The following is a 25537-nucleotide window of genomic DNA, read 5'->3' as shown; positions in this document are numbered from 1 at the left end:
GATTAACCCTCTCCCACAGCGCGCGTGATCGCATCGGCGATGCTTTGCACGGGCAGCACCTCCCGGGCCGCCCCCATCTCCACCACAACCCTCGGCATACCATAGACGACACAGGTCGAGGCGTCCTCGGCGATAGTCCAGCCTCCGGCCTTGTTCAGCCGGGCCATGCCCTTTGCCCCGTCGTAGCCCATACCGGTGAGAATGACCCCCACCAGCCGCTCTTTCCAGATGGGCAATACGGAGTCGAAGGTCACATCCACCGCAGGGCGCACGCCGTGCACCGGCGGACCCTCGTCCAGGGCGATGCGCCCGTCGGCGTCGACGACCATGTGGTACCCGCCCGGGGCCACCAGCACCTGGGCCGGACGGACCCGGTCGCCGGCCTGCGCTTCCTTGACCGCAATCGGAGACAGCTCGTCCAGCCGCTGGGCCAGCGACCGCGTGAACCCCGGCGGCATGTGCTGCACCACCAGCACCCCGGCCGGCAGGTCGCCGGGAAGCCGGGGGATGATCTGGTGCAGGGCGCCCGGTCCGCCGGTCGAACAGCCGATCACCACCAGCCGGCGCGGGGGCCTGTCGCCCGCGGCCATCTGCCGGCGCAGTCCCGCCAGCGCCTGCATTTTCGCTTTCGGCGAAACCACAGGTGCAGCCGGCGCGGCGCTGCGCACGCGCGGCGTGGCCGAGGCGGCCGCCTTCACTTTCGCGACCAGTTCATCCCGGGTGACGTGCATGTTGAGCGAGATCGAGCCCGACGGCTTGGCCACGAAGTCGACCGCGCCGAGGGCCAGAGCCCGAATGGTGGCCTCCGCCCCTTCCTGGGTATGGCTCGAAACCATGACCACCGGCGTGGGCCGCCGAGCCATGATCTCCCTGAGCGTGCCGTAACCGTCGAGCCGGGGCATCTCAATGTCGAGCGTCACCACGTCAGGCTGCAGTTCCAGCACCTTTTCCAGACCGTCCTGCCCGTCGCGGGCGGTACCGACAACGGTGATCAGGGGATCGGACTCCAACAGCTCGGTCAGCACCTTACGCATGAAGGCGGAGTCGTCGACCACCAGCGCGCGGATCGGACGCTGCACTCGCCCGCGCATCTCGCTACTCGCCAACGAACTTCCTGACCGTAGCGAGGATCTTTTCGGGCTCAAAGGGCTTGACGACAAAGTCCTTCGCGCCCGCCTTGATGGCCTCGATGACCATCGTCTGCTGTCCGAGGGCAGAGACCATGACCACCTTGGCGTCGGGATCGATGTTCTTGATCTCCCTGGTCGCGGTGATGCCGTCCATCACCGGCATCGTGATGTCCATCAGGACCAGGTCAGGCTGGTAGCTCTGATACATGGCGATAGCCTCCTGGCCGTTCTCGGCCTCGGCCACCTCAAAACCATGCTCGGTGAGCAATTTCGAGCAACGCATCCGCATGAAGGCAGCGTCGTCGACCAACAGAATCTTGGGCATTCGGTTCCCTCCTGCGCGTTTTGGGACCCTTTACAACTCGCGTTCGCCGCGCCCCACCGTGCTGACGAGTACCCGACCCGTCTCAATGTAGAGCTGGAGCGTGCGTCCGTAGGTCCCGCCCATGTCCTCGGCTACCAACTTAATCTGATGTCTGGCCAGTGCAGCCCGCACCGCCTCTGTATTGCGAGCCCCGATATCCAGCCTCGGGTTTGATCCGGCCAACCTCAGCATGCGGGCCCCTCCCGCTGCCTTGGCAATCAGGCGAGACCGTGAGGCGCCAGCGTCAACGAGCGCTGCCAGTGCCGCCTCAACCCCGGTATCCGCATATTTTCCAGGCGGCGCTTCCCGCCCTCTGCCCATACTGCTTTCCGGCAGCACCACGTGTACCATGGCCCCGACCCGGACGACCGGATCGTAGAGGGCCAGCCCCACACAGGATCCCAAACCATAGCAGACCAGTACTTGATCAGGCCTGTTCGCAACCTTCAGTTCCCCCAGACCCACCGCTTCCATCTGGCGACCGTTCATCGAATCGCCTCGAGGGTGGTGATGAGCCGGGCCATCGACTCTGTGGTGGGCATCAGCAGGAAGTGGCCCGGCACCGCGCCGTTGAAGGCGGTGGTGATGACCAGCGCCTCGTCGCCGGTCAGGAGCAGGTCGGTGGCGACCGTCTGCAGAATGGCCCCGGCCATGTCCTCAACCAGCAGCGGCGGCGTCGGCCTCACCTCCAGACCGGACCGATCCGCGATGGCGTTGATGAAGGCGGAACCGCAGATGTTACCCACCTCAGCCAGGGCCGACCGCCCCAGCTCGTCCAGCTTCCGGCACGTGCCGGCGGGATGGCCAAGCAGCAGATCCACCATCGCGCGCGCCTCATGCGGCTGGAAGAGCAGGATCAAATGGCCCTGAAGCTCGCCTTCGATGCCAACGTAGACCGCGGTCACCACGGCGTCAGGGCCGCCTGCAACCCCGGGCAGATCCTTCAGGGGGAGGAACGAAAGGTGCGGAGCATCGAGCCTGATCTCTCCCGTCGTCATCTTGGACAACGATCTTGAACTCTCCGCAAGGGCCTGGGTGACCATGTCCTCCAGGGCCTTCCACTGGCTGGGCTGCAGCTTCATCTGCTGTCCCCCTACTGCGCCACGGTCTCCAGCCGTCCGGCCTCTCCCTGCACCGAGTCCACCAGGCTGGAAACATCGAGGATGATGGCCACGTCGCCGTCACCCATGATAGTGGCGCCCGAAATTCCGGGAATCTCCCCGATGAACCGGCCGAGGGGCTTGATCACCACGTCGCCCTCGCCGATGAGCGAGTCCACGACGAGGCCGATCTGCCGGCCCATGACGGCGACGATGACGACGAAGATCTCTTCCGGCTCCTCATACCCCTCTGGCCGCTGCAGGCCGAACGCCTCGGCCAGCCGCAGAAGGGGAATCACCTCACCCCGCTTCACGATGACCTCGCGCTGCCGCACGGTCTGAATCTCGCTGGTGGGAATACGGTCGGTCTCAACCACAGACCCCAGGGGGATGCAGTAGGTGGTGCCCACCAGCTCCACCTGCAGGGCCCGGATGATCGCCAGGGTGAGCGGCAGCTTCACCCGGAACTCGGTACCCTGGCCCACGGTGCTGCGGATCTCGACCGAGCCGTTGATTCGCTCGATGTTCTTCTGCACCACGTCGAGGCCGACGCCGCGTCCGGAGACTTCAGACACCTCCTGCTTGGTGGAGAAGCCCGGCGCCCATATGAGGTTCACCGCCTCCGGGTCGGAGAGCCGCCGGGCGGCCTCCTCGGAGATGATGCCCTTGCGCACCGCGCTGGCCCGGATCTTCTCCGGATCCACGCCCCGGCCGTCGTCGCGCACAGAGATGATGATGTGGTTCTCCTCGTGGAAGGCCTCCAGAATCACCGTGCCGGCCGCCGGCTTGCCCGCTGCCAGGCGCTCCTCCGCCGACTCGATGCCGTGATCGACGGCGTTGCGGAGCAGGTGCATCAGCGGGTCGCCGATCTCCTCGATGACCGAGCGGTCCAGTTCGGTCTCCTCGCCCCGCACGATGAAGTTGATCTCCTTGCCCGCCTTGTGGGCGATATCGCGGATCATCCGCGGGAACTTCCTGAACAGGTTCTCGACCGGCAGCATCCGGGCCCGCTGAATCTCCTCCTGCAGGTTGCCCGTGAGCCGCCCCAGCTGTGCGAGCGCCGAGGACATGACCTGCGAGAGCTCATCGCCCTCCCGCTCGACCTCCAGACGGCTCAGCACCTGCTGCAGGCGGGTGCGCTCGATCACCAGCTCGCCGACGGTGTTCATGAGGTTGTCCAGCACCTCGACGTCCACCCGCACCGTGCGCAGGCCTGAGCGGGTCGTGCGCACCGGCCCGCCGCTGTTGCTCTCGGCGGGCGGCGCAGCCCCGGGCGCCGGCTGCGGAGCACCGGTCGCCGCTTGCGCAGCCCTGCTCGCCGGCGGCGCCATCGCCGCGGCCGCGACCTCCTCAGCGGGGCCGGGCGTGGCCGCAGGCAGCGACGGCTGGTACGGCGCCAGGACCTGGATGGCGATCTCGGGGACCTCCCGGAGGACCTCGTGCACCTTCTCCACGCTCTCGCCAGTCACGAACAGGAGCTTCAGATCTGCGCCGACCTGGTCGTTCTCCACTTCCTCCTGCGTCGGCACGGAGAGGACGATCTGGCCGATATCGGCCACCGCCAGCAGGGCCTGGAACGCCCGCACGGCAGGCATCGCCGCCTCCGGCGAGAGCGCGACCTGGGCCTGGTAGGCCTTCAGGCCCCGGGCCTGCGCCTGCTCGAGCTTCGCCTGCTGCTCGGGAGTGAGGGCGGGCAGGGCCACATCCCCTCCCGCCGGGGCGGGCGCCGCGGGTTCGGCCGAATCGGCCGTCCCCTCCAGCGCGGCCAGCTCACGCATGACCTCGTCGGTGTTGACGGCGGCAGGCTCGCCGGTCGCAATCTCGTCCTTGAAGATCTTCAGTACATCGAGGCAGCGGAAGAGCGTGTCCACCAGCGGCGTGGTGACGCTGACCTTCCCCTTCCGCAGCCGGTCCAGCACGTTCTCCATGGCGTGGGTCAGCTCGGCCATGCGCTGGTGCCCCAGGGTGGCGGACGAGCCCTTCAGCGTGTGCGCCGCCCGGAAGATGTCCTGGATGACCTCCGGGTCCGGATCCGACGCCTCGCTCTCCAGCCGGAGGATTCCGGCCTCCATCGCCTGGAGCAGCTCCTCGGCCTCGTCGAGAAAGACCCGAATATCTTCTGCGGTGATGTCAAAACCAGAGCCCATCTGTGGCTATCCCTCCTGGGTGGGAGCAGGTCGGTCAGCCTCCGGCAGGCGGACCGCCGGCGTCATCATCGGTCTACTGAGCGACAGCTGTCTTGCGCTCCTCGCGCATCAGGATCTGCCGCAGGTCGAGCAGGGTAATCAGGCGGTCGCCGACCTTGGCCACGCCGAGCACGTGCTCCCGGTCGAGCTGGGACAGCAGCGAGGACGGGGGCTCCACCGCATCCGCCGGTACCCGGGCCACCTCCTCCACCGAGTCCACCACCATGCCCACCTGGTCGCCGTCCACCTCACCGATGGCGATGCGCGTCGCCTTCGTCACCGCCCCTGCGGGCAGCCCGAGCCGGCGGCGCAGGTCGATGACCGGAATCACCCGCCCGCGCAGGTTGATCACACCCAGAACGTACTCGGGGGTCCGGGGCACGTAGGTCACCCGCTGAAGGGGCACGACCTCGCGGACAACGGCTATGTCGGCTCCATAATACTCGTTGTCCATCTGAAAGACAACGATCTGGCTGATCGCCTGCTGTTCACGCTGGTCCTGGACCACCTGAAACCCTCCTCACGACTGATCAGGCGCCGCTACTGCAGAGCCGTCTCCAGCATCCGGGCCGGGCCAAGCACCACCACCAGGCGGTTCTCACCGAGCTGCAGAATGCCGTCGACCACGGCGTCGTTCAGCCCGCCGATGTTCACCAGCAGCGGCGAGGGCGGCGCGAGCCTTCCCGCGGCCACGCTCTCCACCGCCACCACGTCATCGACGATGAGCCCCGCACTCTGCCCGTCCATCTCCAGGATGATGATCCGGCGCTGCTCCTCGGCCCGATCGCTGACCAGGCCGAAGCGGCGGCTCAGATCCACCACGGGCAGCACTTCGCCGCGCACGGAGATGACCCCTTCCACGTAAGGCGGGGCCTCGGGTACCGGCGTCGGCGCCGTCCAGGTGATGATCTCCCGCACACCCGAGATCGGTAACGCGTACTCCTGGCCGCCGATGGTGAAGACGACCACCTGCTCATCTGCCGCCGTTACCCGTTCCATGGCTGTACCTCCGTTCGGTGCGCCCTACCGATGCGACACTACCATGACTAAAATATGTAAGCCTTCCTTCAACACCATGGGAGCGAAATCCTGCTGCATACCGGATCAGTTTGCCCGCTGGGGCCCGCCCGCCCCCCGCTCCCACCGGCTGCGGATGAGGGCCACCGCCAGCCGGTCGATCTCCTGGCTGATGGGCAGGAGGCCGCTCACCTGCCCCCGGGTCAGCGGCTCCTGCGCCGCCCGGTGCAGCCGCTGGCGCAGCTCCTCAATGCGTGCCCGGGTCTCACGCTCTGCCTCCACAACAGCTCCCCCCACTAAGTCCGCCCGGTCGACCCGATGCCGCCGACCCTCCGGCCCCCCGGCTGGTCGCCGGCCACGGTCAGGTAGTTCACGAAGATCCCCTGCGCCACACGCTCGCCCCGCGCGATGGTCACCGGCCCGTCGCCCAGGTTGACCAGCGCGACGAGGATGTGCCCCTCGTTGTCGGGGTTGTCCGCGTAGTCGGCGTCGATGACCCCGATGCCGTTGGCCAGGGCGAGCCGACGCTTCACCGCGAGGCTGGAGCGCACGGCCAGCAGCAGAACCTCCCCCTCGCCCATGTACGCCTTCAGCCCGGTGGGCACCAGGGCCACCTGACCGGGCTCAACCGTAACCTCCTCTGCAGCCTCCAGGTCGTACCCCGCCGAGTGGCGGGTCTTGCGCTGGGGCAGCCGCACACGGCCCTCGTACGCGCGTACAGGCGCAAAACGTCGCTCAGTCATGCAGAACCTCCCCGTAGCGTGTGAAATTGTGCTGCATCGTGTGGGGAACCACGGCGGCCAGCACCCGGCACTCCTCCACGAAGAGCCGGTGCGCCAGCTCGTTCACCTGCTCCAGGGTCACCGCGTCCACGCGGGCGATCACCTCGTCAGGGCTGTACACAAAGCCCCGGGTCAGCTCGCCCCGCCCCAGACGGCTCATCCGGCTGGAGGTGGACTCCAGCCCCAGCATCATCTGCCCCTTCAGCTGCTCCCGGGCCTCGGTGAGCTCCTCCTCGCTCACGCCCTGCTGTCCCAGCTCGGTGAGCAGTCCGACCACCAGGTCCAGCGTCGAATCCACCATGCGGGGCGAGACGCCGGCGTAGACCCCGAAGGAGCCGGCGTTCCGGTACGCGGAATGGTAGGAATACACGGAATAGGCCAGCCCCCGCTTCTCCCGCACCTCCTGGAAGAGGCGGCTGGAGCTCGACCCGCCGACGATGGCGTTCAGCAGGTACAGCGCGTAGATGTTGGGATCGGTGAGCGGCAGTGCGGTCGTGCCCAGCACCAGGTGCGCCTGCTCGATCTCCTTCTGCCGCACCAGGATGGCGGGTCGGTCGGGGTCCTGCGGCCTGCCGGGCGCCTGCCGGTTATCGGACGCCGGAGGCGCCGAACCGAACAGCCCGGCCACCCATTCCACCACCCGTTCGTGCTCCAGGTGGCCAGCGGCGGCCACCACCATGTTGGAAGGCACGTAGTGGCGGGCCTTGTACGCCAGGATCTCCTCGCGGGTGAGGGCCTGCACCCGCTCCGCCGTGCCCACGATCGGCCGCCCCAGGGCATGGCCGCGCCAGAGCGCACCGGCGAACAGGTCATGCACCAGGTCATCCGGCACGTCGTCGTACATCTTGATCTCTTCGCAGATGACGTCCTTCTCCCGCGCGAGGTCCTCGGGGTCGAAGCGGGAGTGCAGGATCATGTCGGCCAGCACGTCGAGGGCGAGGGGCAGGTGTTCGTCCAGCACCCGCGCGTAGTAGCACGTGTACTCCTTCGCCGTGAAGGCGTTCAGGGCTCCGCCGCGCCCGTCGATCGCGCGGGCGATCTCCAGGGCCGTGCGCCGCTCCGTTCCCTTGAACAGCATGTGCTCGATCAGGTGTGAGACGCCCATCTCTTCCGGAGTCTCGTACAGGCTGCCCGTGCCCACCCACACGCCCACCGCTGCCGACCGCACGTGACCGATCGTCTCGGTGACCACCCGCAGGCCGTTGGGCAACGTCGTCTTCCGGTAAAAGGTCACTCGCCTACCCTCCTGCAAAACCACGGAGGGGGGCCGCAGCCCCCCTCGCGTCCTTCTGGACCGACGGGCTCTAACGACCGTGCCTGCCCGGCCCCCTGCCGGGACCCGGCCTGCCGGCACCCGCCTTCGCCGGACCCGGCTTGCCCTGGCCTGACTTCGCCGGAGCCTGCCGGGATCCTTCCGGCTTCCGCCCGGACGAGTCGGACCGCCCCGGATCCCGCATGGCGTCCCTGATGGAGAGGTTGATGCGCCCGAGCCGGTCGATCTCCGTGACCCTCACGGTCACCTCGTCGCCGATGTTCACCACGTCCTCCACCCGGTCCACCCGCTTGTCGGAGAGTTCGCTGATGTGCACCAGCCCCTCCTTGCCGGGCAGGATCTCGACGAACGCGCCGAACTGCATGAGGCGCGTCACCCGGCCGGTATAGACCATGCCGGGCTCGGGATCCCGCACCAGGGCCTCGATCATCTGGCGGGCCCGCTCGCCGGCCTCCAGGTTGACGGCGGCGATGTAGATGGTGCCGTCGTCCTGAATGTCGATTTCGACCTTGGTGTGGCCCACCTTGGTCTCGTCGATGATCTTGTTGATGGTCGAGCCGCCCTTGCCGATGACATCCCGGATCTTGTCGGGATGGATCTTCATCGTGATGATGCGCGGCGCGTACGGCGACAGCTCCTTGCGCGGCTCGGAGATGCAGGCCAGCATCTTCTCCATGATGAACATGCGCCCCTCGCGCGCCTGGCTGAGGGCCTTCTCCAGGATCTCGCGGCTGGTGCCGGAGATCTTCATGTCCATCTGCAGGGCGGTGATGCCCTTCTTCGTGCCGGCCACCTTGAAGTCCATGTCGCCCAGGGCGTCCTCGATGCCCTGGATGTCGGTCAGCACGGCGTACCGCCCGCTCTCGGGATCCTCCACCAGGCCCATGGCCACGCCGGCCACCGGCGCCTTGATGGGCACGCCGGCCGCCATGAGGGCCAGGGTGGAGCCGCAGACCGACGCCATGGAGGACGAACCGTTGGACTCCAGCACCTCAGACACGACCCGGATGGTGTAGGGGAACTCCTCCTCCGGCGGGATGACCGGCTCCAGGGCCCGCTCGGCCAGGGCGCCGTGCCCGATTTCCCGGCGGCCGGGGCCGCGCAGCGGCCGCGTCTCGCCCACGGAGTAGGGCGGGAAGTTGTAGTGGTGCATGAAACGCTTGGTCTCTTCCAGCGTCAGGTCGTCCAGCTTCTGCATGTCGCCCAGGGTGCCCAGGGTGCAGATGGAGAGAACCTGGGTCTGCCCGCGCTGGAAGAGGCCCGAGCCGTGCGGCCGCGGCAGCAGGTCGACCGCGCACTCGATGGGCCGGATCTCGGAGAGACCGCGCCCGTCGGGGCGGATGCCCTCCTCGATGATCGCGCGGCGCACCTCTTCCTTCAGCACCTTCTTCAGCAGGGCGGTGATGTGCTTCTCCGCATCGGGGAACTGCTCGGCCAACTCGGCCTGCACGGCCTCGCCCACTCCGGCCACCGCCTCCTCGCGGGCCAGCTTATCCGGGTTGCGGACGGCCTCGCGCAGGCGGACGGTCGCGGCCTCCCGCACCGCCCCCTCCAGCTCGGGCGGAGGCGTGAAGAGGACGACCTCCCGCTTGGGCTTGCCGACCTCGGCCTGCATCTGCTTGATGGTCGGGATGATGGTGTTCCTGATGACATCGTGGCCGAAGAGGATGGCCTCCAGCATGGTCTCCTCCGGCACCTCCCTGGCGCCGGCCTCCACCATGAGCACGGCCTCCTCGGTGGCGGCCACGACCAGGTGCATCTCGCTGCGCTCCTGCTGGTCGGCCGTCGGGTTGACCACGAACTCGCCGTCCAGCAGCCCGATGAGCACGCCTCCGATGGGACCCTCGAAGGGAATGTCCGAGATGGTCAGCGCCGCCGAGGCGCCGATCATCCCCATGATCTCTACCGGATGGTCGGGGTCTACCGACAGCACCGTGCAGATCACCTGCACGTCGTTGCGGTAGCCCTCGGGGAACAGCGGCCGGATCGGCCGGTCCGTGAGCCGGGCCCAGAGGATCGCCTTGCTGGTGGGCCGGCCCTCACGCCGGAACCAGTTGCCGGGAATGCGGCCCACCGAGTACATGCGCTCCTCGTAGTCCACGGTCAGCGGGAAGAAGTCAATTCCCTCTCTGGGGGCGGCACTGCTCACGGCAGTGCAGAGCACGACGCTTTCCCCGTACCTCACCAACACGGACCCGCCGGCCTGTTTGGCCAGCCGGCCGGTCTCGAGGGTCATCGTGCGGCCCCCGAGTTCCATCGAAAACGAAGCGGTCACTTTGGTCCTCCTTCTGTGCCCCAGGACCGTCTGGTGCACCGGGCGGTTTCCACCACGGCCGCGTCTCCGGCCGCACACCGCCCGTCGCCGCTACCCAGCGGCTTCTCCCTTTGGCACTTTTTCTCCTAACCTCTCTGGTTTCCACACTTTGACTAGCATCTCCTTCCTGGTGAAGGAAATATGAGCGCCGGGCGGTCCGCACTACGGCAGCATCCGCAAATAGAACAGGGGAGCCTGCCCGGCCCGCAGGATGCGGGCAGGACAGGCTCTGCGCCGGCGCCTGCGGCGCCGGTTACCGTACGTTCTCAAAGAGCGCCTGCGTCCAGTCGCGCAGCGGCGAAATCCAGCGCTCTACGATGCGGCCGGGGTCGCTGCCCTTCACCGCGCCGTGAATCCCGAAGCTGACGAGGGTCAGCCCCCCTGCGGCGATGAGGATGACGGCCGCCACCGCGGCCACCTGGCGCAACACCCACCGCCATTGCGGCTCACGCCGCCGCTTCGGGCTCGCCGCGGCGGTCGCGGGCTCGCCGGCGAAAGCCGCACCGTGGGAAGCCGTCAGGCTCGCGGCCGTCGCCTGCAGCACCCGGTCCACGGCCGCGGGCACCGGGCTCAGGTCCAGGCTGGCGGGCAGACTGCGCAGGCGCTGCAGCAGCGTCTCGACCTCGCGCACCTCCGCGCTGCAGTGGGGGCAGCGCACCACATGCGCGGCCAGGGCGGCCGGCAGGCTCAGCTCCCCTTCGATCATAGCGGCGTCCACCCACCGGCGCACCCGGTCGCAGGCGCCCCCGATCACGTAGGGTCTCACTGCACACCCTCCTTTTCCGATGAGGTGAGGGCCGCGCGCAGTTTGGCCATGCTGGCGTGCAGCCGCGACTTCACCGTTCCCTCGGGCACCGCCATCACCTGGGCAATCTGCGGGATGGTCAGGTCCTGGAAGAAGCGCAGCACCACCGTGGTCCGCTGTTCGGGCGAAAGGACCTGGAGCGCCTCCAGGAGCGCCCAGTCCGTCTCCGGGGTGGTGTAGCCGCCTGGGCTCTCCACGATCCCCAGGCCCGTGGGAATGGCGCGGGAACGCCGGCGGCCGACGTCGTAGCAGGTGTTGATCAGTATGCGGTTCAGCCAGGCCGGCCCTGCGACGGGATCGGTCAGCGAATCGAAATACCGGAACGCCTTCAGCCCGGCCTCCTGCAGGGCATCGGCGGCATCATGCGGGTTGCCGAGAATGCCCACGGCCGTGCGGTAAAGGCGGGGCGCCATCTGGGAGAACAAAGCCGCAAATGCCTCCCGGCGCGCAGTGTCAGTTCTGGCCACCTGTTCACCACCTCTACCTACCAGACCGGTTGTCCGCCGCGAATCGTTCATTCTGCCGCGCGCGAGTTTCGGAACACCCCGGCAGAGGCAAGAAAGAGACCGAACCCACTGCAGGGCCGGTCTCCTCTCTGCTTACCTGATCACGGTACGGATGTTCAGCCGCTCGATCAGCCTGGCATACCGCTCCGGGGAGATCTTGTTCAGGTAGACCAGCAGTGCGCGGCGCTGGCCGACCATCTTCAGCAGACCCCGGCGGGAATGGTGGTCCTTCTTGTGGACCCGCAGGTGCTCCGTGAGCTCGTTGATGCGGTGGGTGAGCAGCGCCACCTGGACCTCGGGAGACCCGGTGTCGCTCTCGTGGGTCTTGAACTCATCGATGATCCTCTGCTTCTGTTCCTGAGTAAGCGGCACGGAATTCAACCTCCTCCTGAGTTGGGCAAACGCCGGTGACCCAGTAAACCGCCGGAGTCAGCGGCAGACCGAGTCGCCGGTTATTCGACAACGACTAGTCTATCACACGCCGGGCGGGCGGGCAAGCGGCGAAGCGTCGTCCTCATCCGGATTCGGCAGGGACGCCGACCGGTACAGCGCGGCCACCTCCTCCTCCGTCAGCGGGCGGGCCGCCCCCCGGGGCAGGTCGCCCAGGATCAGCGGACCCATGGCGACGCGCTTCAGGTAGACGACCCGCTTCCCCCGGGCGGCGAACATGCGCCGCACCTGGTGGTACTTGCCCTCGTGGATCGTGACCATGCCCTCCTGCGGGCCCACGATCTCCAGCCGCGCCGGCAGGGTCACGTAGCCGTCCCGCAGGGCCACCCCCGCGGCGAACGCCTCCTGGTCGGCCGGCTCCAGGGGGAGGTCCACCCTGGCCAGGTACCGCTTGGGCTGGTGCCAGCGGGGCGAGAGCAGCCGGTGAGCCAGCGTGCCGTCTGTGGTCAGGAGCAGCAGCCCCTCGGTGTCCTTGTCCAGCCTGCCCACGGGCACCAGATCCCCCCGGCGCAGTTCCTCCGGCAGCGCATCCATCACCGTGGGCTGGCGGGGATCCGCCGTCGCGGTGATCACCCCGGACGGCTTGTGGAGCAGCACGTGAAAGTGCCGCCGGAAGCGCACGGGCTCCCCGTCCACCTCTATCGCCGATTCCCCGGGGTCCACCAGGGTCCGCGGGTCGGTGATCACGGCGCCGTCCACCGTCACCCGGCCGGCCTTCAGCAGGCCCCGCAGTTCCCGCCGGCTGCCGAACCCCATGTGGCCCAGCAGCCGGTCCAGGCGCACCCGCGCCATCAGCCCCCCGCCCCCTGCCACCGGGCCAGGTGCTCCCGCGCCGCCCGCTCATCCGCCTGAAGCTGCGCCACCAGCGCGTCCAGGTCCGGAAACGCGCGCTCCGGCCGGATGTATTCCAGGAACTCCACCTGCACCTCCCGGCCGTACAGGTCGCCGCTGAAGTCAAACAGATGCGCCTCGCACCGCAGCTCGGTTCCCCCGACCGTCGGGCGCACGCCCAGGTTGAGCATCGCCCCGTGCGCCGGGCCGGTGCGAGGCGCAACCGTCGCCGGCGGCTGCACCTGCCGGGGCTCCCCCAGCACCGTGACGCGCACGGTGTAGACGCCGTGCGGCGGCAGGAGCCGCCCCTCGTCGAGCCGGATGTTGGCCGTGGGGAAGCCCAGTTGCCGGCCCCGCTTGTCCCCGTGAACGACGGTTCCGCGCAGGGAGTAAGGCCGGCCCAGCAGGCGGGCTGCGGCCTGCACGCGCCCCTTGGCAACGGCAAACCGGACCTCGGTGGAGGAGACGTTCTCGCCGTCCACCCGCACCGGGTGGAAGATGTGCACCGGGATCCCCAGGGGCGCGCAGAGCTTCCGCATGGTCTCGGCCGTGCCCTTGCCGTCCCGCCCGAAGGTGTTGTTGAACCCGACCATCACCTGCTGCGCCCGCAGCTGCGCCACCAGCACCTGATGAACGAAGGCCTCCGGCGTCAGGTCCGCGAGTTCCTTGTCGAAGGGCAGCGCCAGGTGCACATCGACGCCCAGCTCCGCCATCGCCTCGGCACGCTCCTCCAGCGTCTGCAGCATGGGCGGCGCCACGTCGGGGCGCAGGACCTGCATCGGCAGCGGGTGGAAGCCGATGGCCACAGACTGGCCCCCCACCCGCCGGGCCTCCGCCACCAGGGCCTGCAGGATGGCCTGGTGGGCCAGATGTACCCCGTCCCACTTCCCGATGGCGATGATGTTTCCCGTGCCCCGGACCGGGACGTCTGCGATGCGTGTTACCAGTTCCATGTCGTTACCTCATTATGAAAAGACTTTCCGGAGCCGCAGGCGCCCCCTGACGGCCTCGGCCAGCGCCAGCAGGGTGCCGTCGTCGGCGACCAGGGCCACCGTCGTACCGTCCGCATGCGCGACGCGCGCAGGCGGCGCCACCCCGTGGAGCACGCGGGCGGCATCGCGTCCGGTCACCGTGACCCGCGGCATGTCGCCCAGGGCCGCCGTCAGAGGCAGAAGCGGCGCCTGCCCCGCCGCAAGCTCCTCCAGTGTGGCGGCGTCGGCCAGCGCAAACTGCCCTGACCGGGTCCGCACCAGGTAAGAGAGGTGGGCACCCACCCGCAGGAACTGCCCCAGGTCGTGGGCGAGCGCACGTACATACGTCCCTTTCGAGCAGACCACGTCGACGTAGGCCACGGGACGGGGCCCGGGCCGGAAATCCAGCAGCTGCAGCTTGTGGATGAAGACCCGCCGCGGCTTCCGCTCCACGTCTACGCCCTGGCGGGCCAGCTCGTAAAGCCGCTTCCCGCCCACCTTCACCGCGCTGACCATCGGCGGAACCTGCTCGATCGGGCCGTGGAACCGGGTGAGCGCGTAGGCCAGGTCGCCCCGGGTCAGGTGCGATGCGTCGGCCTCCTCCAGCACCTCGCCGAAGCCGTCCTGGGTGCTGGTGGTCGCGCCGAAGGTGATCTCGGCCCGGTAGGCCTTGTCGCTCCCCGCAATGAACTCCGCCAGCCGGGTGGCCCGTCCGACGCAGACCGGCAGCACGCCGGCCACGCCAGGGTCCAGCGTGCCGGTGTGGCCCACCTTCTTCACGCCCAGGGTCCGGCGCACGAAGGCGACCACGTCGTGCGACGTCATGCCCGGCGGCTTCAACAGGTTGAGCACCCCGTCGATTGCGGGGGCGGCCCCGCTTTGCTGACGGGCCATCGTCACAGCACCACCTTCACCGCCGCCACGACCTGTGCAACAGCGTCCGCAACGGGCATATTCAGGGTGCAGCCGGCGGCGCGCGCGTGGCCGCCGCCGCCGAACCGCTGCGCCACGGCGCCAACGTCCACAACGCGGCGGGAGCGCAGGTTCACCCGCACGCCGCCGTCCTCCGTCTCCTTGAACAGGATGCCGACCTCGACCCCCGCCACAGACCGGGCGTAGTTCACCACGCCCTCCACGTCGTGGTCCGTCGCGCCGGCCTCGGCCAGCAGCTTCCGGGTGACCACCATCCACGCCACCCGGCCGGTCTCATCCAGCTGCAGGGTCTGCAGGGCGCGCGCGAGCAGCGCCAGCCGCGCAAGAGACTCGGTCTCGAAGATCGCCTGGGCCACGTCGTAGGGCCGGGCGCCGAGCTCGATCAGGTCCGCCGCCACCCGGTGGGTGCCCGGACCGGTGGAGTCGTAGCGGAACCCGCCGGTGTCGGTCACCAGCGAGGTATAGAGACAGAGCGCGGTCTCGGCGTCAATGGGCGCGCCGATCTCCCGCAGGATGCGGAAGGCCAGCTCCCCCACGGCTGCGGCCGAGAAGTCCAGATAGTTGTAGTCGGCAAAGGACGTGTTGGTCGCGTGGTGGTCCACATTCAGTGTGACGCGCCCGCGCCTGACCGCGGGCAGGGCAGCGCCCACCCGCTCCAGGTCGCCGCAGTCCAGGAAGCAGGAGAGGTCCCATTCCCCCTCCACCTCCTGCCACGGCACCCGGTACTCGTCCCAGCCGGGCAGGAAGTGAAACATGGGCGGAATGGGGTCGACCCCCACCATGATGGCCTCCTTGCCCATCTGCCTGAGCGCGCGGATCATGCCCAGCGTCGACCCGATGGAGTCGCCGTCGGGCTGTACGTGCATGAAAAAGAGGATTCGCTGCGCCTCGGCGATCATCCGGCTCGCCGTCGCCAGGTCGATCTGCAGGTCACTCACCCTCTTCCCGGGGGCTGCCCTTCTCCTCATCCCGCACCTGGACCAGCAGCTGCGCGATGCGCTGCCCATGTTCGATGGACTCGTCCAGGTGGAAATGCAGCTCGGGCGTGTAACGCAGGCGCAGCCGCTTCGCCAGTTCACTGCGCAGGAAGCCCGTCGCAGACGCGAGACCGGCCATGGTGTCCTTCTTCTGCTGTTCGTCGCCCAGCACCGAGACGTAGATCTTGGCGTGCCGGAGGTCGCGCGAGACCTCCACCTTGACGATCGAGACAAATCCGATGCGCGGATCCTTCACCTCATCGCGCAAGAGCTGGGCCAACTCGTCGCGCATCTGCTCGCCCACACGGACGGCGCGCGGGTTCCCGGCCATGGGGAACACACCTCCTGCAGGACCAAATCAAAGGGATCCTCTGGTCAACTGAAGGCCGGTGGCCCTGCCACCGGCCTTCGCCGGATACCGGCCTAGCCGGCCTTGATCTCCTGAAGCTCGTAAGCCTCGAGAATGTCGCCGCGCTTGAAGTCCTGGAAGTTGGCGAGGGTGATGCCGCATTCGTAACCCTCGGCCACTTCCTTCACCTCGTCCTTGTAGCGGCGCAGCGCGTTGAGTTCGCCGTCCCACACCACCACGCCGTCGCGGATGAGCCGGTAGCGGGCGCTCCTGGTGACCTTGCCGCTGATGACCATGCACCCGGCGGCCACGCCGACCTTGGGCACCTTGAAGGTCTCCCGCACCTCGGCCTTGCCCAGGATGACTTCCTCGATCTTGGGCTTGAGCATGCCCTTCATGGCGGCCTCAATATCGTCAACGATGTCGTAGATGACGCTGTAGGTGCGGATGTCGATGCCCTGCTCGTCCGCCGCGCGCGACGCCCGGTCGTCGGGACGCACGTTGAAGCCGATGATGATCGCCTTGGAGGCGACGGCCAGCATCACGTCGGACTCGGAGATGGCGCCGACGCCCGTGTGGATGATCTTCACCTGGACCTCTTCGTTGCGCAGCTTCTCCAGCTGGCCGCGAATGGCCTCCACGGAGCCCTGCACGTCGCCCTTGACGATAAGGTTCAGGTCCTTCATCTCGCCCTGGGCGACCTGGCTCATGAAGTCATCCAGCGAGATCGCCTTCTGGGCCTGCCGCTCGGCCTGGGCCCTGGCGATGCGCTTCTCGGCGATGGACCGGGCGGTCTTCTCGTCCGGCGTCACGCGGAACACATCGCCAGCCGCCGGCACCGAGTCGAAGCCCAGAATGCGCACAGGCGTGGAGGGGCCGGCCGACTTCAGCTTGCGGCCGCGGTGATCGAACATCGCCCGCACGCGGCCCCAGGCCGTTCCGGCCACGAAGACGTCCCCGGTGTGCAGGGTGCCGGCCTGCACCAGCACGGTGGCCACCGGGCCCCGCGCCTTGTCCAGCGCGGCTTCCAGAATGGTGCCCGCCGCCGGCTTGTCGGGATTCGCCTTCAGTTCGGCCACTTCTGCCAATACCAGGATATTCTCCAACAGCAGGTCCAGGTTGGTCTTCTGCTTGGCGGACACCGGTACCATAATGGTGTCGCCGCCCCACTCCTCGGCCACCAGGCCGTAGTTGGTCAGGTCCTGCATGACCCGCTGCGGGCTGGCCGTCTCCTTGTCGATCTTGTTGATGGCGACCAGGATCGGCACGTTGGCGGCCTTGGCGTGGTTGATCGACTCCACCGTCTGCGGCATCACCGAGTCGTCCGCAGCGACGACCAGCACGGCGATGTCGGTGACGTTCGCGCCGCGGGCCCGCATGGCGGTGAAGGCCTCGTGGCCGGGGGTGTCGAGGAAGGTGATCTTCCGACCGTCCAGATCCACCTCGTACGCGCCGATGTGCTGCGTGATGCCGCCGGCCTCGCCGGCCGCCACCTTCGCCTCCCGGATCGCGTCAAGCAGGGAGGTCTTGCCGTGGTCCACGTGGCCCATAATGGTGACCACCGGATGCCGCGGCTTCTTCAGCTCCTCGGGCTCGTCCGGATCCTCGACCCGGTCGTAGACCTCGGTGATGTCTTCCTTCTCCTCAACCGTGACGTCCACGCCGAACTCCGACGCGACCAGCACACAGGTGTCGACGTCGAGTTCCTGGTTGATGGTCGCCATGATGCCGAAGCCGGTGAGCAGCTTCTTGATGACCTCGGCCGCCGTAACGCCCATCTCGTGCGCCAGTTCCTTGACCGACATGGGGCCGCTTACGGTGATCGGCTTCAGGTTGCGCCGCTCCACCACCGCGCTCTTGCGCTTCGGCCGGTGACCGAACAGCTTCTCCTCAGAAGGCCGGGAGGCCTGCTCCCGCCGGGAGTAGAAGTCGGCGCGCTTGCGGTCGCCTCCCTGACCGACGCGGGGCTTGCCCTCGGCGGGCTTGGCCTGCTCCGCCACCTTCGGGTCGACCTTGGGGATGGTGAGCGGACCGCCGCGCCGCCCTCCCCGCTGCGGCAGGCCGAGGCCGCCGGGGCGTGGCCCGCCGGACCGCGGCCGCTGCGGCATGCCGACCCCGCCGGAGCGCGCGCCGCGCTGCCCGGCCGGAATCGGCAGACCGATCCCGGAGCCAGAGGGCCGCGGCTGGGCAGGCTTGGTCGGCAGACCGATTCCCGACCTCCCGGACGCAGCCGGCTTGACGGGCAGACCGAGGCCGGGCGTCACCGGCCGCGCCGGCTGCCCGGGGCCGGCGGGAACCGGCCGGCTCGGTCCGCGCTGCTCTGCAGCCTCCTGCTGGGCCGCTTCCTCCGCCTCCGCGGCGGGCGCGGGGCGCTTCGCCTCCGCACCAGGCGCAGCTTCCGCCTCGCGGGCCGGCTTCGCCGGCGCGCTCGCGGCAGCCTGGTCGGCCGCGCCGGCGGCGCCCTTCGCGGGCTTCGCCTCTGCGGCCGCCTCAGCCGCAGGCGGCGTCACGGCGGCGCGCTCGGGCTGCGCCGCGGGCGCCTCGGCGCGCGGGCGTTCGGCGGCAGGGGCGGCCGCTGCCGGCGCCTGGGCCTTTTCAGCCGGACGCTTCTCCGCAGCTGCCGGCGCCTCCGCAGCGGGGCGGCCCGCAGCGGGCCGAGCGCCTGGCCGGAGTTCGGCCGCCGGGCGCTCCGCCAGCGGGCGCCGCTCGGCCAGCGGCCGGCGCTCCCGCTTCTCGGACACCGGCCGCTTCGGACGGGTGCCGGACCCGAAGAAGTCCTCGAGGAGCGAGGCCTTCGCCGGATTCGCCTCACGGACCGGCTTCTGCTGAGCAGCCGGCTTCGCGGCCTTCGCGGCAGACTTGGCCGCACCCTCGCCCTCCTGGGCGCCGGTGCGCTTTACCGCGTCGGTCACCTTCTCTGCTGTCTTCTGGTCGATGGTACTCATATGGTTTTTCACATCCACGTTCAAAGATTGAAGGACCTCCAGTACTCGTTTGGAGTCCACTCCTAACTCTCTAGCCAGTTCAAATACGCGAAGCCTGGGCTCCAACGGATCACCCCCGTCCTGTCACAGGCGCCAGGCCCTCCCGCCGGAGGATCCCGAGGATCCCCCTGGCAAAGTCTCGGGACTGTACCACCACGACTGCACGCCCTGCCTTGCCCATGGCCTCACCCAGCGCTGCACGGGTGCCCACGATGTAGCACGGGGCGCCCGTCTGCGCCGCCAGGTGGACGAACCGCGACCGGGTCCGCTCGCTCGCGTCCCCGGCCACCAGCACGAGGTGGGCGTGCCCGCGGCGCAGGGCCTGCTCGGCAGCCATTTCTCCGGAGACCAGTTGCCCTGCCCGCTGGCAGAGCCCCAGCATCGAATGCAGCGATGGCGGAATCACTCAGCTTTCACCATCCCCATTTCTGCCTCGAGCTGGGCCCAGACCTCGTCGGAGATCGGCTGCTCCAGGGACCGTTCCAGGCGCTTGCCCTTCACTGCCTTGGCCAGACACTCGCTGTTCGGGCAGAGGTAGGCGCCGCGCCCCGGCCGCTTCCCGGAGGGAGAGGTGTCGAGCTCGATGGCGCCTTCGGGCGTGCGCACGACCCGGATCAGTTCCTTCTTGGCGCGCATCTGCCCACAGCCGACGCACATGCGCTGGGGAACCTTCTTCACCTTGGGCTGCCGCCCTCTGGCCATCGCCACCACCTCCCTTCACGGCCCGGGCGGGCACGGCGCGTGCCCGGTACTACTCGATGTCGTCCTCGCTCATCTCGTCCCAGACGCCGGCTTCCGCCTGCGACTCGGACTTGATGTCGATCTTCCACCCGGTCAGCTTCGCCGCCAGGCGCGCGTTCTGCCCTTCCTTCCCGATGGCCAGCGAAAGCTGGTAGTCGGGAACGATCACCCGGGCGGTGCGGCTCGCCTCGTCGCACATGACCCTGGTGACCTTGGCCGGGGAAAGGGCGTTGGCCACGAAGACCTCCGGGTCGGGAGACCACTCCACCACGTCGATCTTCTCGCCCTGCAGCTCGTCGACGATGTTCTGCACCCGCAGCCCCTTCTGGCCGACGCAGGCGCCGACCGCGTCGACGTTGGGCTCACGGGCCATCACCGCGATCTTCGAGCGAGAGCCGGCTTCCCGCGCGATCCCCTTGATCTCGACGGTGCCGTCGTGAATCTCGGGCACCTCCAGCTCGAACAGCCGCTTCAGGAGGCCGGGATGGGTCCGGGAGACCGCGATGGCCGGCCCCTTCGTGGTGCGCTTGACCTCAATCACGTAGGCCTTGATGTGCTGGTTCTCCACGAAGCGCTCGCCGGGGATCTGCTCGTTCCACGTGAGCACGGCCTCAACGCCGCGGGAGAGCTCCAGGTAGACCGTCCGGGTCTTGGGGTCCTGGCGCTGGACCAGCCCGGTGACGATCTCGCCCTCCCGGCTCGAGTACTCCTCATAGATCATGCCGCGCTCGGCCTCGCGGATGCGCTGCACCACCACCTGCTTGGCGGTCTGCGCGGCGATGCGGCCGAAGTCGCGCGGAGTAACCTCTACCTCGAAAATGTCGCCCAGCTGCAAGCTCGGGTTCTTCATCCGAGCCTCCTCGAGACTGACCTGCAGCCGCGGGTCGGTCACCTCTTCCACGATCTCCTTCTGCGCGTACACCCGGTAGTCGCCGGTCTTGTCATCGAAGAAGACGCGCACGTTCTGGGCAGCCCCAAAGTTGCGGCGGTAGGCGGAAATCAGCGCCGCCTCGATCGCCTCGATCAGGACCTCCCGCGCGATGCCTCTCTCACGCACCAGGTCATCCAGCGCCTCGAGAATCTCGGCTCTCATCCCTCAAGTCCCCTCTCAAGCTCCTAAAACTCAACATAAAGTCGAGCGCTCGCCACCTGTTTGCGGTCGAGGGCGATGGTCCGACCCCGCTCCTTCCCCTCAGTCAGGGTCAGGGTCACGCGGCCATCAACAAGCCCCTTCAACTCACCCACAAACGACTTCTGCCCGTCCACGGGGGCATAGGTGGTCACGACCACCTTGTGCCCCGCGTAGCGGGCGAAGTCTGCCTCGCGCTTTAAGGGCCGCTCCAGCCCGGGCGAAGAGACCTCGAAGAAATCGTACGGTGGATTGGGCAGAATTTCGTCCAACCGGGCGTCAACCACACGGCTGAGCGCCTCGCAGTCGTCAAATCCAACCCCGCCCTCCTTGTCGATGTAGACCCGGAGATAGCGGTGGGCTCCCTCCTTGACCAGTTCGACCCCCACCAGCTCCAGCCCCAGCGCCGCTGCGTGGGGGGCAGCCAGTTCCTCCACCAACTCCTCGAGACGCTTACCGCTCTTCGCCAAACAGGACCAGACCTCCGATCGAATGATGCCGTGCGGCCGAAGCGGCACGCCTGCAGCACTACTGTTTCCCGATTTCGGGCACCAAATGAGCCGGCTCGCACCGGCTCGTTGGCGAACCCGCACTCCAACGCCGAGACCTCGGACGTTGAAAAGAGTGGGTTGACACCCACTCCTTAGGACACGGAACAGCTACCTCGGTGCTCATCATAGCACACAATGCCGCCCGTGACAAGGGATGACGGGCCTACTTTCCGCCTAGTCGCTCATCGACCGTCAGCGGCGGAATGCGCCGCTTCAGCTCGCCGACGAAGCCGCCCGTGGAGCGCAGGTAGGCCACCGGAATCGGGACGAAGGTGATCTTCTTCCCGGGGTTGCGGTGGCGGAAGTTGTCCAGCATCTCCCGGGCCGCCGGGTGAATGCCCTTCTCCGGCAGCTCGCGGCCGACGTCGACGCCGCGCAGCACCAGCCAGATCGCCGGGAAGAGCGGGTTGCGCCCGCCGCGCAGCACCATCCCCACCTTATCCAGGGGAATGACCGTCAGCCGGCCGGCGTCCCGCACCCGGACCTCCCGCCGGGTCAGCTCCACGCTGAACACCCATCCCGATGAGACGAACCAGGAAAGCACGCCGACGAGCACGCCGTACAACACGAAAAACACCGTGCCGCCGGGGCCCGTGAAAATCGGGCTTAGGATCATCACAAGCGCGGCAGCCGCCACGAGCGACAGGCCGTACAGGATCTTCTGCACCAGTGTCAGGCCGAACTGCATACTTTCCGTCTTCTTCGTCTCTGCTGTCATTCGCTGCGGCGGCCCGTCCTGCTGCGGGCCGCCGCCACACCTCCATCATTCGCTAGTGTCGAGCCGGCGCGACCGATAGACCGCATAGAGCCCGGCCGCGAGTTCGTCGATGACCGCCCGCTCCCGCAGGGCCTGGCTCCACCGCCGGGGCACGGCCGAGGGGCCGTACGCGGCGCCTGCCAGCCCTCCGGCCACCGCACCGACGGTATCGGCGTCATCCCCTAAATTCACCGCGGCCACAACACATTCCTCCAGCGAGTCGGTCCGGAGCAACGCCCAGAACGCGGCCTCCAGCGTCTCCACCACGTACCCGCCCGACCGGATCCGGTCGGCCGGGCGGTCCGCCAGGCCCTCGAACCTCCGGGCGAGGTCCGCGATCGCCGCCTGCACGTCCGGCGCGGCCCCGCGCAGCGGCGCCAGCCCGGCCGCCAGGGCGTCGGCCGGCGTCGCCCCGTCCAGCAGGGCGTCCGCCGCGCGGTGGTAGATGGCGATCGCCGCATCGGACTCCGGATGCGGGTGGGTCATGCGGCCGATGCGGATGGCCTCGGCCGGGTCAGGGCCGTAGGCCAGTGCGGTGGGCAGGGTCCGCATCAGTGCGCCGTTGCCGGCCGCCCACTCGCCGAGTTCCGCCCGGACGGCCTCGCTGGCCGCCTGCCACGACCCCAGGCGCATGAAGGCGCGGATCGCCGTCCGGCAGGTGTTCCCCACGTCGGGCGGGCCCGACTCCAGCCACGCGACGAAGTGGCGCCCCACCGCGTCGACGGGGTCGTCGGGGTTCTCCACGATCCCACGGCCCACCGCCACCGCCATGGCGGTGTCATCGGTCCACGCGCCTGCGGGAAACCCGAAGGGGCCGCCGCCGACAATCTCCCGGTGGCCGCCGGGGTAGCGGGCCGAAATGGCCTCGCGGCTCATGAACTCCACCGTGCAGCCGAGCGCGTCGGCCACCGCCATCCCCAGCATGGCCCCGAGGCCGCGGCCCGCACGGGTCAGGCTGAGCTTCCGCTGCGCGGCGAACCCCTCGCGGTGCAGCCAGGTCAGCCGCCCTTGAATCACGTGCCACGCCGGAAGGCTCATCAGGCGGAGGAACGGGAAATAGGCGTCACCCAGCCCCCGCTCGGCCGCCACCAGCACGGCCGCCTCGATGCAGAGCAGGTCCCCGGGCGACATGCCCGAGGGCAGGCCCGTCACGATCTGGTCGAAGGGCTGCGGCTCGAGGGCAGCGTGGGGATTCCGGTAATAGACGTCGATCATGCGGACGAAGGTGCGGTCCAGCTCCCCCGCCTCCGCGGGGCTCAGCCCCTCGTAGAGCGCGAGGGCGGCCCGCCAGTCGGGGGGCTCGTCCCAGTCGGCACGGGAGGCCTCCAGGGCCTGGAGGATGCGCTGCTCCCAGTCCACCTAGCGCCGGCCCCCCTTCTGTTCGGCGAAGGGGCCCAGCACGATCACGCCGGCCCCCAGCACCATCGCGGCGCCGTACACCCGCTCCGACATCTTGTGCCAGCGGTTGTACTCCACCCGCACGGGGTCGGTCTCGGCGTAGGTCTGAACCGGTTCGGGCGGCTGCGCCCGCTCCATCTGCGGAAAGATGTAGAGCCACGTGGTGAGGGCCAGGCCCAGGCAGCCCAGCAGCAGCACGAGCCGCGCCTTGTTCACGCCGCTCCGCAGCCGGGGCAGCAGGGTCAGGAGCGCTGCCGCCCCGAGCAGCAGCCCGACGTTGTTCAGCAGGTAGATGATGTCGCCGGCCAGGTCCCCGGCCGACTGCCTGTCGGGACCGAACGCGGCGAAGATCTTGGGAGCGCCCAGGGCGAAGCCGGCCGCAGCGCCGACCCAGAGTCCCATCAACAGTTGGGTCGCGGCCTCCAGGACTCTCATCCTCCGCATACCTCCTCCAGGACGCGTGCCACGCCATCTTCGCTGCACGGCGGCGCCACCCGGTCCGCCGCGGCCTTCACATGGGGAGCGGCGTTGCCCATCGCGACGCCCAGCCCCACGTAGCGCAGCATCTCCACGTCGTTATCGGAATCGCCGAACGCGATCATCGCCTCGGGAGGAATGCCCAGCCGCTCGCCGAGCGCCCTGAGGCCGCTCGCCTTCGAGATGCCCGCGGCGGTCACCTCCAGGTTGTCGGCGCCGGATGAGGTCACCTCCACGCCCTGCACCTCGCGGCGGATCTGCTCGGCCAGGGCAGGCAGCCGGGCCGGCTCACCGAAGAGCATGAGCTTCAGCACCGGCGGCCTGCCGGGGGCCGCCGCCCAGCGCGCGAGGCGCGGCACCAGGCGGGTCTGGTTGGCGCCCCACATGCGGGCAACGCCCAGCGCAGCCTGAAATGCCGCGCCTCCGGCGCGCAGCCACTGATAGGCGTTGACCAGGTGGGCCAGGGGCCTGTCCAGCACCATGCCCTCGGGCGTGTAGCAGTGCATCAGGACGCCGGCCCGCCGGCCCAGGGCCAGGGTCCTCACCAGCGGCTCGGTCGGAATGCCCCACTGGTGAATCACGCCCCCGCTGTCGTCCAGGAGGCCGGCGCCATTGCAGCAGATCACCGGCCCGCCGCCGATCTCCCGGCTGATGCGCAGCGCGGAGTGGGGCGTGCGACCGGTGGCAATGACGGTAATGGCGCCCCGCCGCCGCGCCGCCGCCAGAGCGGCCAGGGTGCGGGGCGACACCTGATGACGGCTGCAGAACAGGGTGCCGTCCACATCGAGGGCGATCAGGCGGTACTGCAAGCGAACACCTCTCCACCACGGGACACTCTTGACAATGTTAACTCCTGCCTCTTTCCTCTGCAATCCCCGTCCGCTACACCCGTTCCAGCTCCGCCGCCAGCGCCGACCGCAGGGCCGCCATGGTGCCGCGCCAGCCCGCCCGCGCCAGCGAGGTCAGGAAGTCGGCGTGGCTGCGCCCCCGCCGGTAGTCGGGCTCCCGGGACGGGTGCGGCAGGTAGCGGGCGATCTCGTCCAGGTCCGGATCCACCAGCAGCGAGCCCTGGTACAGGGCCACCTCCCGGTTGGCGTACAGGCTGGAGCCCAGCACCTTCAGGTCGTCGATCGCCACGTCGCCCATCCCCCGCACCGCTGCGCCGGTGAGCCCCAGACCGCGCAGGGCGCGGGCAACGGCCTCGGCGATGGGCCCGATCCACTGCGTCGCAAACTGCCGGCGGGAGGCCTCGTACGCCGCGGTGATCACCAGGCATCCTGGCGCCAGGACCACCGCCCCGCCCCCGCCCCGGCGCCGGTAGACCGGCACGCCGTCGGCGGCGCAGCGCGCCAGGTCCACATCCGTCTCGGGCGTGCCGGCGCCCAGCACCGCCTCCGTCCGCTCGGGCTCCCAGAGCCAGATGAAGGGGCCTTCCTTCCTGAACCTCTCGAGTGCAACCGCGTCGTAGGGCAAGGGTTGGATCTGCATGATGGTCCTCCCGCACGGGATGTA

At 68.8% G+C, this 25537-nt stretch carries 29 protein-coding genes; all 29 read right to left on the bottom strand.

What is annotated here, in order from left to right:
• Positions 1–2: 2 nt before the first annotated feature.
• Positions 3–1079: a protein-glutamate methylesterase/protein-glutamine glutaminase gene (locus tag ACZ45O_RS04065; protein ID WP_464855810.1), complete on the bottom strand. Its 1077-nt coding sequence runs from the start codon at positions 1077–1079 to the stop codon at positions 3–5.
• Positions 1080–1095: 16 nt separating this feature from the next.
• On the bottom strand, positions 1096–1455 hold the full coding sequence (locus tag ACZ45O_RS04060; RefSeq protein ID WP_464855808.1) for a response regulator: 360 nt from the start codon (positions 1453–1455) through the stop codon (positions 1096–1098).
• Positions 1456–1485: 30 nt separating this feature from the next.
• Entirely contained in the window at positions 1486–1983 is a 498-nt protein-coding gene (locus tag ACZ45O_RS04055; protein WP_464855806.1) for a chemotaxis protein CheD, read from the bottom strand.
• Entirely contained in the window at positions 1980–2576 is a 597-nt protein-coding gene (locus ACZ45O_RS04050) for a chemotaxis protein CheC (protein WP_464855804.1), read from the bottom strand. The genes ACZ45O_RS04055 and ACZ45O_RS04050 overlap by 4 nt, the downstream gene beginning before the upstream one ends.
• A gap of 11 nt (positions 2577–2587) precedes the next feature.
• Entirely contained in the window at positions 2588–4741 is a 2154-nt protein-coding gene (locus ACZ45O_RS04045) for a chemotaxis protein CheW (protein WP_464855802.1), read from the bottom strand.
• A gap of 73 nt (positions 4742–4814) precedes the next feature.
• Entirely contained in the window at positions 4815–5288 is a 474-nt protein-coding gene (locus tag ACZ45O_RS04040) for a chemotaxis protein CheW (RefSeq protein WP_464855800.1), read from the bottom strand.
• 32 nt (positions 5289–5320) lie between these two features.
• Positions 5321–5779 carry a chemotaxis protein CheW gene (locus ACZ45O_RS04035; protein WP_464855798.1) on the bottom strand — a complete coding sequence of 153 codons (459 nt, stop codon included), beginning with the start codon at positions 5777–5779 and terminating at the stop codon, positions 5321–5323.
• A gap of 105 nt (positions 5780–5884) precedes the next feature.
• A complete protein-coding gene (locus ACZ45O_RS04030) occupies positions 5885–6079 on the bottom strand; it encodes a hypothetical protein (RefSeq protein WP_464855796.1) in 195 nt (64 codons plus the stop codon).
• A 14-nt stretch (positions 6080–6093) separates the two neighbouring features.
• Entirely contained in the window at positions 6094–6540 is a 447-nt protein-coding gene (gene dut / locus ACZ45O_RS04025; RefSeq protein WP_464855794.1) for a dUTP diphosphatase, read from the bottom strand.
• The gene (locus ACZ45O_RS04020) at positions 6533–7813 is read right to left on the bottom strand and encodes a M16 family metallopeptidase (RefSeq protein ID WP_464855792.1); all 1281 of its coding nucleotides are present in this window, start codon (positions 7811–7813) and stop codon (positions 6533–6535) included. The genes dut and ACZ45O_RS04020 overlap by 8 nt, the downstream gene beginning before the upstream one ends.
• 70 nt (positions 7814–7883) lie before the next feature.
• The gene (gene pnp / locus ACZ45O_RS04015) at positions 7884–10109 is read right to left on the bottom strand and encodes a polyribonucleotide nucleotidyltransferase (protein ID WP_464857650.1); all 2226 of its coding nucleotides are present in this window, start codon (positions 10107–10109) and stop codon (positions 7884–7886) included.
• A 310-nt stretch (positions 10110–10419) separates the two neighbouring features.
• Positions 10420–10932: a hypothetical protein gene (locus ACZ45O_RS04010; RefSeq protein WP_464855790.1), complete on the bottom strand. Its 513-nt coding sequence runs from the start codon at positions 10930–10932 to the stop codon at positions 10420–10422.
• The gene (locus ACZ45O_RS04005; RefSeq protein ID WP_464855788.1) at positions 10929–11489 is read right to left on the bottom strand and encodes an RNA polymerase sigma factor; all 561 of its coding nucleotides are present in this window, start codon (positions 11487–11489) and stop codon (positions 10929–10931) included. The genes ACZ45O_RS04010 and ACZ45O_RS04005 overlap by 4 nt, the downstream gene beginning before the upstream one ends.
• A gap of 81 nt (positions 11490–11570) precedes the next feature.
• Positions 11571–11849, bottom strand: a complete 279-nt coding sequence (rpsO, locus tag ACZ45O_RS04000) for a 30S ribosomal protein S15 (protein WP_464855787.1) — start codon at positions 11847–11849, stop codon at positions 11571–11573.
• Positions 11850–11951: 102 nt separating this feature from the next.
• Positions 11952–12719: a pseudouridine synthase gene (locus ACZ45O_RS03995; RefSeq protein WP_464855785.1), complete on the bottom strand. Its 768-nt coding sequence runs from the start codon at positions 12717–12719 to the stop codon at positions 11952–11954.
• Positions 12719–13711 carry a bifunctional riboflavin kinase/FAD synthetase gene (locus tag ACZ45O_RS03990; RefSeq protein ID WP_464855783.1) on the bottom strand — a complete coding sequence of 331 codons (993 nt, stop codon included), beginning with the start codon at positions 13709–13711 and terminating at the stop codon, positions 12719–12721. Before ACZ45O_RS03990 ends, ACZ45O_RS03995 begins: the two co-directional genes overlap by 1 nt.
• A gap of 12 nt (positions 13712–13723) precedes the next feature.
• Positions 13724–14623, bottom strand: coding sequence for a tRNA pseudouridine(55) synthase TruB (truB, locus tag ACZ45O_RS03985; RefSeq protein ID WP_464855781.1), 900 nt, complete (start codon positions 14621–14623; stop codon positions 13724–13726).
• Positions 14624–14625: 2 nt separating this feature from the next.
• Positions 14626–15600 carry a DHH family phosphoesterase gene (locus ACZ45O_RS03980; RefSeq protein WP_464855779.1) on the bottom strand — a complete coding sequence of 325 codons (975 nt, stop codon included), beginning with the start codon at positions 15598–15600 and terminating at the stop codon, positions 14626–14628.
• Positions 15593–15970, bottom strand: a complete 378-nt coding sequence (gene rbfA, locus ACZ45O_RS03975; RefSeq protein WP_464855777.1) for a 30S ribosome-binding factor RbfA — start codon at positions 15968–15970, stop codon at positions 15593–15595. The genes ACZ45O_RS03980 and rbfA overlap by 8 nt, the downstream gene beginning before the upstream one ends.
• A 92-nt stretch (positions 15971–16062) precedes the next feature.
• Positions 16063–19038, bottom strand: coding sequence for a translation initiation factor IF-2 (gene infB / locus ACZ45O_RS03970; protein WP_464855775.1), 2976 nt, complete (start codon positions 19036–19038; stop codon positions 16063–16065).
• Between the two features lie 4 nt (positions 19039–19042).
• Positions 19043–19354, bottom strand: a complete 312-nt coding sequence (locus ACZ45O_RS03965) for a L7Ae/L30e/S12e/Gadd45 family ribosomal protein (protein WP_464855773.1) — start codon at positions 19352–19354, stop codon at positions 19043–19045.
• Between the two features lie 20 nt (positions 19355–19374).
• Complete coding sequence (gene rnpM, locus ACZ45O_RS03960; protein ID WP_464855771.1) at positions 19375–19674, bottom strand: RNase P modulator RnpM; 300 nt, start codon at positions 19672–19674, stop codon at positions 19375–19377.
• 49 nt (positions 19675–19723) lie between these two features.
• Entirely contained in the window at positions 19724–20806 is a 1083-nt protein-coding gene (gene nusA / locus ACZ45O_RS03955; RefSeq protein WP_464855769.1) for a transcription termination factor NusA, read from the bottom strand.
• Between the two features lie 23 nt (positions 20807–20829).
• The gene (locus tag ACZ45O_RS03950) at positions 20830–21312 is read right to left on the bottom strand and encodes a ribosome maturation factor RimP (protein ID WP_464855767.1); all 483 of its coding nucleotides are present in this window, start codon (positions 21310–21312) and stop codon (positions 20830–20832) included.
• Between the two features lie 244 nt (positions 21313–21556).
• Positions 21557–22111, bottom strand: coding sequence for a hypothetical protein (locus tag ACZ45O_RS03945; protein WP_464855765.1), 555 nt, complete (start codon positions 22109–22111; stop codon positions 21557–21559).
• A 45-nt stretch (positions 22112–22156) separates the two neighbouring features.
• Entirely contained in the window at positions 22157–23509 is a 1353-nt protein-coding gene (locus tag ACZ45O_RS03940) for an ADP-ribosylglycohydrolase family protein (protein ID WP_464855763.1), read from the bottom strand.
• Complete coding sequence (locus ACZ45O_RS03935; protein ID WP_464855761.1) at positions 23510–23983, bottom strand: DUF4149 domain-containing protein; 474 nt, start codon at positions 23981–23983, stop codon at positions 23510–23512. It lies immediately after the preceding gene.
• Positions 23980–24834 (bottom strand): Cof-type HAD-IIB family hydrolase, encoded by an 855-nt coding sequence (locus tag ACZ45O_RS03930; RefSeq protein WP_464855759.1) that lies wholly within the window; start codon positions 24832–24834, stop codon positions 23980–23982. The genes ACZ45O_RS03935 and ACZ45O_RS03930 overlap by 4 nt, the downstream gene beginning before the upstream one ends.
• 73 nt (positions 24835–24907) lie before the next feature.
• The gene (locus ACZ45O_RS03925) at positions 24908–25513 is read right to left on the bottom strand and encodes a lipoyl protein ligase domain-containing protein (RefSeq protein WP_464855757.1); all 606 of its coding nucleotides are present in this window, start codon (positions 25511–25513) and stop codon (positions 24908–24910) included.
• Positions 25514–25537 lie beyond the last annotated feature (24 nt).

The organism is Symbiobacterium turbinis (assembly GCF_055383075.1).
This window is presented reverse-complemented; position numbering and strand designations above follow the sequence as displayed.